The organism is Halobaculum sp. XH14 (assembly GCF_032116555.1).
Classification (GTDB): domain Archaea; phylum Halobacteriota; class Halobacteria; order Halobacteriales; family Haloferacaceae; genus Halorarum; species Halorarum halobium.
On record NZ_CP134949.1, the window covers coordinates 2,636,466 to 2,649,052 of the forward strand.

11 protein-coding genes are annotated in these 12,587 nt (G+C 69.5%); 4 read left to right on the plus strand and 7 right to left on the minus strand.

All coding sequences use genetic code 11. The features are described from left to right. Positions 1-16: 16 nt before the first annotated feature. Entirely contained in the window at positions 17-481 is a 465-nt protein-coding gene (locus RJT50_RS13535; RefSeq protein ID WP_313692008.1) for a DUF4442 domain-containing protein, read from the minus strand. Between the two features lie 256 nt (positions 482-737). Between RJT50_RS13535 and ncsA the strand changes: the two genes are divergently transcribed. Next, a complete protein-coding gene (gene ncsA / locus RJT50_RS13540) occupies positions 738-1,703 on the plus strand; it encodes a tRNA 2-thiolation protein NcsA (protein WP_313692009.1) in 966 nt (321 codons plus the stop codon). Positions 1,704-1,918: 215 nt separating this feature from the next. Here the strand turns inward: ncsA and ftsZ are convergent, their stop codons facing one another. Continuing rightward, positions 1,919-3,109 carry a cell division protein FtsZ gene (gene ftsZ, locus RJT50_RS13545; protein ID WP_313692010.1) on the minus strand — a complete coding sequence of 397 codons (1,191 nt, stop codon included), beginning with the start codon at positions 3,107-3,109 and terminating at the stop codon, positions 1,919-1,921. Between the two features lie 2 nt (positions 3,110-3,111). Next, the gene (locus RJT50_RS13550) at positions 3,112-3,303 is read right to left on the minus strand and encodes a ribbon-helix-helix domain-containing protein (protein WP_313692011.1); all 192 of its coding nucleotides are present in this window, start codon (positions 3,301-3,303) and stop codon (positions 3,112-3,114) included. Between the two features lie 731 nt (positions 3,304-4,034). Here RJT50_RS13550 and RJT50_RS13555 point away from each other — a divergent pair. Beyond that, on the plus strand, positions 4,035-5,021 hold the full coding sequence (locus RJT50_RS13555; RefSeq protein ID WP_313692012.1) for an aldo/keto reductase: 987 nt from the start codon (positions 4,035-4,037) through the stop codon (positions 5,019-5,021). A 69-nt stretch (positions 5,022-5,090) separates the two neighbouring features. Here RJT50_RS13555 and RJT50_RS13560 read toward each other — a convergent pair whose 3' ends face one another. From RJT50_RS13560 to RJT50_RS13570, 3 genes are all read right to left on the minus strand, one after another. After that, positions 5,091-5,822 carry an enoyl-CoA hydratase/isomerase family protein gene (locus RJT50_RS13560; RefSeq protein ID WP_313692014.1) on the minus strand — a complete coding sequence of 244 codons (732 nt, stop codon included), beginning with the start codon at positions 5,820-5,822 and terminating at the stop codon, positions 5,091-5,093. 146 nt (positions 5,823-5,968) lie between these two features. After that, complete coding sequence (locus RJT50_RS13565; RefSeq protein WP_313692015.1) at positions 5,969-6,982, minus strand: HEAT repeat domain-containing protein; 1,014 nt, start codon at positions 6,980-6,982, stop codon at positions 5,969-5,971. A 93-nt stretch (positions 6,983-7,075) separates the two neighbouring features. Next, on the minus strand, positions 7,076-7,828 hold the full coding sequence (locus RJT50_RS13570) for a pirin family protein (protein ID WP_313692017.1): 753 nt from the start codon (positions 7,826-7,828) through the stop codon (positions 7,076-7,078). Between the two features lie 228 nt (positions 7,829-8,056). Here RJT50_RS13570 and RJT50_RS13575 point away from each other — a divergent pair, with 228 nt between their 5' ends. Together RJT50_RS13575 and RJT50_RS13580 are read left to right on the plus strand one after the other, a co-directional pair. Next, positions 8,057-9,238: a M24 family metallopeptidase gene (locus tag RJT50_RS13575; RefSeq protein WP_313692019.1), complete on the plus strand. Its 1,182-nt coding sequence runs from the start codon at positions 8,057-8,059 to the stop codon at positions 9,236-9,238. Positions 9,239-9,305: 67 nt separating this feature from the next. Continuing rightward, complete coding sequence (locus RJT50_RS13580) at positions 9,306-9,941, plus strand: HAD family hydrolase (RefSeq protein ID WP_313692021.1); 636 nt, start codon at positions 9,306-9,308, stop codon at positions 9,939-9,941. A gap of 507 nt (positions 9,942-10,448) precedes the next feature. Here RJT50_RS13580 and RJT50_RS13585 read toward each other — a convergent pair. After that, complete coding sequence (locus RJT50_RS13585; protein ID WP_313692023.1) at positions 10,449-12,371, minus strand: DUF2070 family protein; 1,923 nt, start codon at positions 12,369-12,371, stop codon at positions 10,449-10,451. Positions 12,372-12,587: the final 216 nt, after the last annotated feature.

Sequence of the window (12,587 nt, forward strand, 5' to 3'; positions counted from 1 at the left end):
CGGCTGTCGCCGGCCCTCACTCGTCCCGGCGGACGTACAGCGTCTTCTCGACCTCGGCGTGGATCTCCCCCTCGGCGTCGACCAGTTCCACGTCGTACACGCGGTCGCAGGACTCGCCGGGCGCGAGCGACCGTTCGATCTCGCGGACCTCCTCCTCGGGGACGTGGAACTCGGCGAACAGCGTCGACCGGCCGGGCCGGCGGAACCTGATCTCGGCCGCCATGTCCCAGACCGTGAAGTCCCCGTCGAGGCGTCTCCTGAGGAGCGCCATGTACACCGGGTCGACGACCCCGTACATGCTCCCACCGAAGGTGGTCCCCACGACGTTCTTCGTCCGCCAGTTCAGCGGGAGCTTCACGCGTGCGTACGAGAAGTCGGGAGAGAGGTCGGTCACCGTCCCGCCGGTCATCCAGAACGCGGGGAAGTAGGAGAACCCCAGACGATAGAGGAACGCGCGGACCGCGGCGATCGAGGGAGTCATACCCGTCGGTCCGAACGCGATACTATCAGGCTGTCCGTTTCCCGGTCCGAGCGCAACGGCTGTTCGAGCGGCGCGCGTCGTCCATGCTGGCGTACAGGCGGTCCCGCTCGCGGCGAGTCGGCGCGCCGTCGGACCGCGCAACCGTGGTCCGACGCGCCGCGTGACTCAGGTCACGGGGGAGCATGGTCCCGCTCTCCCACTTGAACGCTCGCGTCGGACGAAACCGGTATCCCCGCGCGGTCGGTAGCGTCCGGCAATGAACTGCGACAAGTGCGGCCGGGAGGCGGTCCACCACGCCGCCTACTCCGGGGCTCACCTCTGTGGCGAGCACCTCCGGGAGTCGGTCGAGACGCGGGTGCGCCGCCGGGTCCGGGAGGACGACCTGCTCCCGGACGACGCGACGCCCGAGGACCCCGAGCGCTGGGTCATCGGCCTCTCGGGGGGGAAGGACAGCGTCGTCCTCACGCGGATTCTGGACGAGACGTTCGCGCGGGACCCCCGCGTCGAGATGCTCGCGCTCTCGATTCACGAGGGCATCGAGGGGTACCGTGACGAGTCGCTCGCGGCCTGCGAGGAACTTGCTGACGACCTCGACATGCGCCACGAGACGGTGACCTACGAGGAGGAACTCGGCGTCAGGATGGACGACGTGGTCGAGGACGACCCGGAGGACATGGCAGCCTGCGCGTACTGTGGCGTGTTCCGGCGCGACCTGCTGGAGGAGTACGCCGCGGAGTTCGAGGCAGACAAACTGCTCACCGGCCACAACCTCGACGACGAGGCCCAGACGGCGCTGATGAACGTCCTGGAGGGCGACGTCGCACAGGTGGCGAAACACTTCGACGCGAGCCTGGGTGCGTTCCCCGACCGCCGAGAGTCGAAGCACTTCGTCCCGCGAGCGAAGCCGCTGCGGGACGTCCCCGAGAAGGAGGTCGCGCTGTACGCACACGTCCGGGACCTGCCCGCCCACATCACCGAGTGTCCCCACGCCAGCGAGGCGTATCGCGGGGAGATCCAGCAGTTGCTCCTGAAACTGGAGGAGAACCACCCCGGAACGCGCCACTCCATCATGGCCGGCTACGAGGAGCTGGCCGGCATCGTCGCCGAGGAGTACCGGGGCGAGGGATCGACCGACCTCTCCGAGTGTGAACGCTGCGGCTCCTCGACGGCGCGCGACGTCTGCCGGAAGTGCCGGCTCATCGAATCCGTCGAGGCCGTGTAAGACGGAGAAATCGACCGGCCCCGGTCGGTGAGCGAGGAATCGAGCGGCGGGCGCGGTCGATGTTTGCATCGCTCGTCGAACGCTTCCCCGAACGGCGATCCGTCCCGAAACGGGACGCATCGCACGCAAAAGCCGCGGGGTGGGGCGACACGTCGTCGCCCCGGGATCGGGCCGGAACCAGGGTGTAAACGGGTATTCGACGGCGGGACGTCCCCTCAGCGGATGACGTCGAGGCCGTTGTTCTGTTCGGTCTTCTCGCGGCCGCCGTCGGACTGCCAGGCGGCCTGCGAGCTATTGTGGTTGGCCTTCGCGTCAACCTCGAGGTCGGAGCCCTGCTGGCCCTCGATGCTCTGACGGGACTTGTCGGCCTGTTTCTGCGTGCTCGGGCCCAGGACCTGCGCGCTCTGCACGCCGGTCATGATGGCCATCACGCGGACCTTCCCCTTGTACTCGTCCTGGATGCGCGCGCCCCAGATGACGTTGGCGCTCGCCTCCAGTCGCTCGGTGATGTTGTCGGCGATCCCCTCGGCCTCCTTCAGCGTGAGGTCGGGGCCGCCCGTGATGTGGACCAGGCCGCCGCTCGCGCCGCGGTAGTCGACGTCGAGCAGTGGGTGGTTCATCGCGTCGTTGACGACCTCCTGGGTCTTGTTCTTGTCCTGCGTCTCGCCGACGAGCATCACCGCGACGCCGCCCTGGTTCATGATGGTGGACATGTCCGCGTAGTCCAGGTTGATGAGCGAGGGCTGGGTGATAGTCTCGGAGATACCCTTGACGGTCTCGGCGATGATCTGATCCATCACCGAGAACGCCTTGCCGATCGGGAGGTTCGGCACGTAGTCCAGCAGGCGGTTGTTGTCGAGGACGATGATCGAGTCGGCCTCGTTACGGAGTTCCTCGAGGCCCTCCTCGGCCTTCACGGTGCGGGCGCGCTCGACGTTGAACGGCGTCGACACCATGCCGACGACGATGGCGCCCTGCTCCTTCGCGATCTTCGAGACGACCGGCGCCGCGCCGGTACCCGTCCCGCCGCCCATCCCGGCGGTGACGAACACGAGGTCGGCGTCGCCGAGGACCTCCTTGATCGTCCCCTGGGCCATCTCGGTCGCGCGCGACCCCATGCTGGGGTCGCCGCCGGCGCCGAGCCCCTGCGTGAGCGACTTGCCGACGAGGATCTTCGTGTCGGCCTCGATCATCTTGAGGTGCTGCTTGTCGGTGTTGATGGCGACGGTTTCGGCGCCCTCGACGCCGATGTTGTACAGCCGGTTGATGGTGTTGTTGCCCGCGCCGCCCGCGCCGACGATGACGATTCGGGGCTCCCCGAAGTCGTCCTCGTCGTCGCCGACCTCGGACATCTGACGCTTCTCGGCCTCCGCGTTCTCGAGGGCGTCCTGAACGATGTCCTGCATCGTTACACCTTCGCCCAGCTGCGCTTGCTCCGTTCACGACGGGTGCGCTCGCCGGAGCCCTCGGTCTGCTCGTTGAGCATGTCGCGGACCGCCGAGCGAATCGCCTCGCTGCGATTCGGGAACTCGCCAGTCTCGACCAACTGTTCGACCTCCTCGATCTGCTGTTTGGGTATCCGTAGTGTCACACGCTCCATTGTTACATTCCCCCGGTAAGACGGCGAGCACGCGTCCGCGTGCTTCGAGTCCCGAGCCGCTCGGCGTGTCGTCCGCCCGGCGTCAGCGGCTCGTAAGACGATCCGTCTTACGCAGCCGTAATCACAGACGGATGTATTATAAATGTACCGGGGATGTAAGACGTTCTGCCCGTTGGACGTAAGACGAACGTCCGCCGTCCTCCGGTGTTCGAGGGGGGCCGATCCCGGTTCGAGGCCGAAGTTCGTCATACGATCGGCCGGGGTCGGCCCGACCTCGCGTGCTCGCCGTGCCGGCCGGAGAGCCGGGCAGACGCGTGTATGACGGGGCCACGCCGACCGCCGTTGTGGATCCCGGACGCCGCATCGACGGGTCGTCCGCCCACGTGTCAGGAGTGCGTACTCACAGCCCCTATTAAAAGCTGTCCCCGACTGTGGTACGAGGGCCCCGCGTCGGCAACGTCGGAGCGCGTGAACCCGTGACGTGTCCGCGATCGGGAGACGCCATCGAGCGATAACCGCAGACGGAGTAAGGTGAGCGGAGAAGGGCGGTGTGAACTGCGACTGGTCGAGAACGTCCGTGTAGTCTCGTCATTTTTGAGCGTTTACGCACACGCGCGCCACGCGTGATGAAGAAAGGAAACGAGCGAGCCGTCGCCCCGCCGGGACGCTGGATACCCGGGGAGCCTCGCCGCCGTCGTGGGAGTCTTTGAAGTCGCGGCCGAGCGGTCGGTATGGATCGACGAACCCTCGGCGAGGTCGGCCCCGTAACCGAGATCGGACTCGGCACCTGGAACATCGGCGGCGACTGGGGCGACGTGTCGGACGAGGCGGGGCGCGAGGCCGTCAGGACGGCCCTCGACGCCGGCGTGGACTTCCTCGACACCGCCGACGTGTACGGCGACGGCAGCAGCGAGCGCCACGTCGCGGCCGTGCTCGACGAGCGTGACGCCCACGACGAGGTGACGGTGGCGACGAAGGCCGGCCGACGGCTCGACCCACACACCGCCGAGGGCTACGACGCGGGGAACCTCGAACGGTTCGTCGACCGGTCGCGGGAGAACCTGAACGAGGACACCCTGGACCTGCTCCAGCTCCACTGCCCGCCGACGGAGACGTACTACAGGCCGGAGACGTTCGACGCGCTGGCGGACCTGCAGGAGGAGGGCAAGATCGCCCACTACGGCGTCAGCGTGGAGAAAGTCGAGGAGGCGCTGAAGGCCATCGAGTACCCCGGCGTCGAGACCGTCCAGCTCGTCTTCAATCCCCTCCGCCAGCGTGCTGCCGGGTTATTCTTCGAGGAGGCCAAGCGCCGCGACGTCGGCGTCATCGTCCGCGTCCCGCTCGCGTCAGGGCTCCTGACCGGCACCATCGACCGCGACGCGACGTTCCCGGAGAACGACCACCGGAACTTCAACCGCGAGGGCGACGCGTTCGACGTCGGGGAGACGTTCGCCGGCGTCCCGCTCGAGGCCGGCGTCGACGCCGTCGAGGCGCTCGAACCGCACGTTCCCGAGGACCTGACGCTCGCGGCGTTCACGCTCCGCTGGATCCTCGACCACGACGCCGTCTCGACGGTCATTCCCGGCTCGACCTCGCCCGAGCACATCCGGGGGAACGTCGCCGCGAGCGGGGCCGACCCGCTCCCGTATCGCCTCCACGGCCTGACGCGGGACGTGTACGACGAGCACGTCGCCGACCACGTCCACCACCGCTGGTGACGCCGTTCGACCGTCGAGGGACGCCCGGCAGCCATTGAGGGACGACCGGCAACCAGCGAGGAACGACGGTCACCCGTCGAGGAACTCCCGCGAGGCGGCCCGGCAGTCCTCGTCCGAGAGCACCGTGGCGAACGACTCGTGGACGCGCTCGCGTTCGTCGGCCGACGCCACGCTCGCCGCGGCCGCGCGCTTCGCAGTCCTCGTCGCGGTCGCGGGCGTCTCCGCGATCGACGTTACGAACCGCCCGACAGTCTCCCGGAGGCCGTCCGCCGACACGACGCGGTTCACCAGCCCCCAGTCGTGGGCCCGCTCGGCGTCGATGGGCTCGCCCGTCAGCGCGAGTTCCATCAGCCGCTTCTTGCCGACCGTGGCCGCGATCCGTTCGACGGCGTACGGCGGGTACGCCCCGATCGTCGTCTCGGGCAGCGCGAACGTGGCGTCCTCGACGGCGACCGCGAGGTCGCTCGCCGCGACGAGTTCACAGCCGCCGCCGTACGCGAGCCCGTTCACGGCCGCGACGACCGGCACGTCGAGCCGTTCGATGCCGAACAGCACGTCGAACAGCGCGTCCGTCAGGTCCGCCACCTCCGCGTCGGTCTCGGCGGCCGCCAGCGCCGCGATGTCGTCGCCCGCACAGAACGCGTCGCCGACGCCGGTGACGACGACCACCCGGGCCTCCCCCGCCGCGCGGTCGAGCAGTCGGGCGAACTCCCGCCAGTCCGCCACCGCGAGGGCGTTCCGCTTCTCCGGGCGATCGATGGTGATCCACGCGGCCTCGCCGGACAGGTCGTACCTGAGCATGGGCCATGCTCGGACGGGAATCACAAAGGCGGTTCGGCGCCGGGAGAAGATCGCCCGACGGCGCGACGGTTCGGAACGAGCGTGTTCGACGGCTCCGACGGATCCGTGCCGGAGGTGAACCCGGTCGCCGCCGGGACGGCCGTTCGTCAGCGCGGCGCGCCACAGCGCGGGCACATCGGCGGGCCGGTTTCCGGCAGCGCCAGCCCGCAGTGGGGACACTCGCCCTCCGTGGTCGGTGCGACGATCGCGTCGACGGCCTCGCCGGTCGTGCGTCGCACGCCGTCGATCGATCCGATCCCGTCCGGCGGATCGTCGGATGCGGTCCCGTTCCGAACCGAGTCGAGCGCGAACCGGGCCCGATCGCCGACGAACTCCTCCTCGTCGTCGGAGAGCGCCGCCAGCGCGGACTCCGGCAGCGGTGGGCCGTCGGTCACGTCCCGACCGAGCAGGCCGAGCGCCTCGGCCGCTCGCCCTCGAACGTGGGCGGTCCCGTCGTCGAGTCGTCCCGCGAGCGCCTCCGTGGCGCCCGTGAGCCGCTCCGGATACGCACTCCCGACGGCGACGAGCGCCGTGGCGAGGTGATAGCGGACCAGTTCCTCCCCGTCGTCGAGGTGGTCGGCGAGCGTCGAGACCTGGTGGCGAAGCCGTCCCGGGTCGCCCAGGGCGACGTGTTCGAGCGCCTTCGCCAGTTTCTCCCGGACCTCCGGCTCGTCGAACGAGAGGCCGACACGGAGGTCGGCGAGGATCTCCGGCGAGCACACCGCCTCCGGGAACTCCAGCGCGACGTAGCCGAGCACCTCGGCCGAGCGGGCCCTGACGTAGTAGAACTCGTCCTCGTCGGCGAGCCGATCCGCGACCGGGCCGACGGTCGAAACGACCGCCCCCGGTTCCGACTCCGCGACGGTCACCAGCAGCTTCGCGGCCGCCAGCCTGACGGCCCGGTCGTCGTCGCTCAGAAACGGGGAGAGCCCGGAGACGACGCCGTCGAACGCGGCAGCGCGGTCCGCGGCGAGGTCTCGAAGCGCACGCAGGGCGCGTTTTCGGTCCTCGGTTGCGGCCGTCTCGAACTGTCGCAGGGACGCCGCCGCGGCCTCACGTCGGCCGTCGGCGAGGAGGGTGACGAGATGGTCGGGCGAGCGCGATCGACTGGGGTCGTCCATCCGTTATCAACGGTCCGACGGTCGCGTCACGCCTTTAATATTCGGCCGGTCACCGCCGCGTAACGCGGACGTCGCACGGCTTCCCGTCGCGGGTCAGCGACCGATGGTTCCCCGCCGGGTGACGGGCGCGTCGGGGTCGATCAGGAACGCGAGGACGGTGGCGTCCTCACCGGCGGCGAGAGTCGGGTCGGACTCACCGACGAGCAGGCCGCTCTCGGTCGTCCCGAAGCGCGTGCCGGCGACCTCGACCGCGCCGTCGAACACGTAGAAGTACGTGTCCCGGCCCGCGATGGACGGCAGGTCAACGCTCGACCCGGCGTCGAGGCGGAGGTCGTAGAGGTCGACCTCGTTGCGGACGAAAAGCGGCGCGTCGGCGCCTTCGGGGCCGAACAGATGACGCCACTCGCCCTCGACTGGGGTGTCGATGGGCTCGTGCTGGATGTTCGGCTCCAGCCCGAGGCTGTGGGGGCGGACGAACAGCTGGAGCATCCGCAGGGGCGGGTCGCCCGCGCGGGTGAACTCCTCGTGCCGGAACGTCGTTCCCGCGTTCATCACCATCAGGTGATCGGCGTCGGTGACGAGGTCGTTCCCCTCCCCGTCGCCGTGGCGCATCACGCCGGCCGGCACCCACGAGATGATCTCCTCGTCCCGGTGGGGATGCATCCCGATGTGGGTGTCCGGGTCCATGAACGACTCGACGACGGTCGCAAGCGGACCGTACCCGTGGTCCTCGTGGTCGGGGAGAGCGCGGCCGGGGAAGTTGAAGTGAGTCCGGAACGGCCCCTGGTTCCGGGAGACGTCGGTGCGCTCGGCCTTGTAGAGCTTCGGTTCGGAACTGACCGTCACTGTGTTCCCGTCTACGGGCTCGAACCCATATATTCTCCCGGAGACACCGACGAAAGCTGGTGTCGTTCGTGTCACCCGCCCGTTCCTGAGTCGCCGGTCCGTCACCCTCCCCCCGTGCGAGAGCAATTTGATATCGCGTTATTTGATTTATTTGGGCGTTTGCCGTCGGCTACGGGACCGCCCGCCGGTTCCCCGAACCTTATGCCGCGACGGGCGATATCGACCGCTATGGCGACGAAACTCCCCGAATCCGAGTTCGACGCCCGGCTCGCGCAGGTGCGCGGCCGGCTCGCGGACACGGACGCCGACGCGGCGACGTGGTTCGGCGCGACGGGCATCGAGTATCTCACCGGCTTCCACCACATCCAGACCGAGCGACCCGTCGTACTCGCCGTGACTGACGAGCGCGTGGAGATCACGGTCCCGCGGCTGGAGGTCGAGCGCGTGGAGCCGAACCCCCGCATCGACGCCGTCCACCACTACTTCGATTACCCCGGCGGCGCGCCGATCGAAGTAGCCGTCGAGATGCTGGAGGGGCTCGGCGTCGAGGCCGTCGTCTCCGACGCCGACGGCGCGCCCGGCGTGATGGGGTATGAGGGCCCCGCCCTCTCGGAGTTCGTCGACGTCGAGTCCCAGTCCTGGACGAGCCGGATGCGCTGGGAGAAGACCGACGCCGAGGTCGATCTCATCCGCGAGTCCGCCAAGTGGGCGAACCTCGGCCACCGCTACCTGGCGGAGTACACCGAGGTCGGCGCGCACCCGGCGACGGTCAGCCAGCGCGCCTCGACCGAAGCCTCCCGCGCGATGCTCGACACGCTCGGGGACCGGTACTCGGTCCGGGTCCGCGGCAGCGGCCCGGTCCACGCGGGCTACATCTCCGGGCGGGAGACCGCCCTCCCGCACGGCCACACCCCCAACGAGACGCTCTCGGAGGGGGACGTGCTCGTCACGGGCGCGTCGGCGAACGTCGACGGCTACCACTCCGAGCTCGAGCGGACGATGTTCGTCGGCGACTACACCGACGAGCAGGAGCACTACTTCGAGCTCATGCTCGAAGCACAGACCATCGCCATCGAGGCGCTTGGCCCGGGCGTCCCGATCAGCGACGTCGACCAGACGGTCTGGAACTACTTCGAGGAGCAGGGCGTCACGGACCTCGCCCAGCACCACGTCGGCCACAACATCGGGCTCGGCGGCCACGAACCGCCGTACATCGACCGCGGCTGGGGCGAGTACGAACACGTCGACGACGGCGAGGCGCTGATGGCTCCCGGTCAGGTGTACACCATCGAGCCCGGGATCTACACGGAGGACGCCGGGTACCGCCACTCGGACACCATCGCCGTCACCGAGTCGGGCACCGAGTGGCTCACCTACTTCCCGCGCGACATCGACTCGAACGTCGTCTGACTCGGCGCCCCCGTCGCCTCCGATTCCCGGTGCCTTCTTGCCATCGGCCGACGGACACCCCACACCCGTGGCAACGTCCTTCGCCCCGTTCGGAACCCTCGTCGACGCCGACCTCCCGGACGACCCGGCTACCGTGGTTGGCCGCGAACTCCTCGACCGCGGCGTCGCCCTCCCGGACGACTGGGACGCCGCCTACCGGGAGCGCCACGTCGACGCGCCCGACGACGCCGAGGTCCCACTTCCCGCACACGTGAGCGCCGCGCTCGCGTCCCGCGACGTCGACGCGCCGGGAAACGCCGCTCGGCGGGCCGTCGTCGCCGCGTTCGACCCGGCGGTCGAGACCCGCGCGGGCGCGGTCGAGGCCGTCGAGGCGGCCGCCGAACGCGGTCCCGTCGGGTTGCTGGCCGACTGCGCGGTTCCCGAACTCGTCGGTCGAACGCTCGTCCGTTCGGACCTCTCCCGGACCGACTTCGACGCCGTCGTCACCAGCGTCGCCTGTGGGTGGCGGAAACCCGACCGACGGGCGTTCGAGGCGCTCGCCCATCGACTCGACGCCCCGGCGGGCGCGCTGACCCACGTCGGTGCCGACTCCGAGACGGACGGCGGTATCGTCGACGCCGGCGGCGAGTTCCGGGACGTGAACGAACGGTCGCTACCGGCGCTCGCGGCGACGTGGCGGGACGACGCCCGTGGTCGACCCTGATCGGACGACCGAACCCTCCGGATTGCCAGTTCCGGACGAAACCCCGGGACGCGAGGACGAATCGGAGCGGTAGCTACTGACGGAATTCGTCGCGCCCTCGATCGATGGCCGAGCGCCGTGCGTCCCGATAGGGACACCTCCGTGGCACGTCCCGAGGCGAATCCCGAACTGTGCCGGCTGGGGAAGACACCGGACGGTCCGTCGGGTCCGATCGCTACGGTCGACGACTGTGTTGTCGGGTTTTCTCGGACGTCCGTGAGATGATCAAACCACCAGATTGGAGCATGAATCGGAGCTATCGGCCCGCCGTCTCACTCGACCTGTACCGATCGCAACCGACGCCTGATCGGTGGCCGTCGGGGCGGCCCGGTACGGGGGTTCCGATCGCAAGACTGCGGTCCGAATCGGAGAACTCGCTCCCGGGAACTGACCCGAACCGGCAGCGGCACTCACGTCGATTGCCCACCGGACGCAACGGCAGCGCGTGCTCGCCGTCCGACTCCCGGTTCAGGCTCCGGTGAGGAAAAAGAGGATGACCGAGACGGCGAGCGAGGAGACGATGACCGCGAGCGCGAGCGCGCCGCCCATCGAGACGGCGGCGTTCGCGTGGCTGGCGAGCGTCTCGGTCCGGTCGTTGCCGAACACCGTGACCTCGGCGCGCTCGGTCGCCATGCCGACTTCCGCGGGTTCGAGGTCCTCCGTGGCCGCCCCGACGAGGTCCCGGACGGCGGCCTCGAGTTCGGCCTCGTCGATGGCCGCGCCGACCTGGTTGTCCGCCTCGACGGTGTTGACGATGTGGGTGTCGGTCGTCATCACCTCCGCCTCGTCGACGAAGTCGGCGACGAGTCCGTCGACCAGTGCGTCGCGCAGGCCCGGTTCCATGTTGTTGCCGTCGACGAGCACGTACGCCGTCGTGTGGCCGTCGCCGTCGTCGCCGACCTCCGTCACCATCACGCGGATGCCGAGCGGGCCGATGCCGTCCTCGGGCACCCAGTCGGTCTCGTCCCAGGCGGTGCCGACGCGGAGCTTCCCGCGGGGGGCGTTCGCGAGGTGGTCGGCCGCGTCACGCGCGGCGCCCATCAGGTCGAACGAGCGGCGCGACCCCGGCGTGACGTGGCCGAGGTCCGGCCCGTCGAGCCCGTTGTTCGAGTTGTGCGCGTCGACGAGCAGCACGTCGCGGAGGCCGCCCGCCCGGGCCTCCGAGGCGGCCGAGAGGCCGACGGCGTACTCCACGTCGTCGGCAAAGCCCGGCGCGAACGAGGAGACGAGCAGCGCGTCGCCGCCGAACGACTGCCCGAGCACGGTCGCCTCGCCGGCGTCGACGCGGACGCCACGGGTCGCCGACGCCGAGTAGTCCAGTCGGTCGTACGCCCGCGCGGCGGCGTCGACGACGGACTCGACCTCGCGTTCGGTGACGAGGTTGAAGTCGTGCCCGGCGGTCGCGTGGGGCGGGAACGCCAGCCCGTCCGCGTGGTCCGCGACGCGGACCGGGAGGTTCCCGCCGCCGATCTCGCCCATCGGGCCCGGATGGATCATCGGGAGCACCCAGCGGGCCTTCTCCTCGCCCGCGGGGGTCCGGACCGCCATGACCGTCACCGGGACGACCGCTTCCTCGCCGAGTTGCTCGAAGAAGTTCTCCAGTTCGCGGCTCCCCTCGGCGATGTGACCGATGAAGCCGCCGACGAAATCGAGCACCGAGATGCCGAGCGAGTTGCGCCACGGCCGGTCGACGATGTAGAGGAACCCCCAGACTGCGAGCCCGTACAGCGCGCACGTGAGTCCAAGCAGGAGGAAGTGGTCGGGGGTGATCGACGACAGCTCCGCGGGTGCCTGCTCGGGCCGGGCGAGGTACGGCTGGAGGAGCGCGTCGAACAGCGGGCCGCCGATTTCGAGGTACAGCAGCGTCCCGCTGTAGATGAACAGTAGCACCGCGGCAGTCCCGGTCTGGATGCTCGCGGGGACGGCCGCGACGAGGAGCCGCGACCCGGAGACGGCCGCGATGACCAGCAGCCGGAGCGCGAACACGGACGCCAGCGAGACGATCAGCACGTCGAAGACGAACCGCTGGCCGAGCGGCGTGAGGTAGGCGATCGTCGCGGCGGCGGTGAGCATCGCGACGATGACGAGCTCACAGACCAGCGCGAGCAGCGACGACCGGTTGTGCGTGAACCGGCCGCCGACGCGGTGGTCGACCCACGTCGTGGCGAAGCTGGCGACGACGGTCGGCACGCCGATGAAGAAGATGCCCTCCCAGGCGTCGCGCCCGACGAAGAGCACCCCGCGCCAGGTGCCGAGGGGGTCGGGTCGCTCGAACGCTCCGATGCCGGCGACCGCGGCGAGGAAGATGGCGAACGCGACGCTCGTCGACCACGACGGCGCGCGGAAGATGAACCGCGAGAGGCTCGCCAGGTTGCTCTGCGAGGTCGTCATGCGTTTCCTGAGGTGGACCGAGGACGGCGGTCGCTAAAAAGGGCTGTTCTTCTAGTATGTGTTCGATCGGTTGGCAGTCGGATGAGAGGGGTGCTTCGGGGCGGTCGCAGGGGAAAGCACGGGGACCTCATGCCCCTGCGGCTATCAACTCCGTTCGTGTCGGGACGATAGGTCTGGAAACCGCACAGCATACCGCGAAAGCCCCCGCGGCTCTCG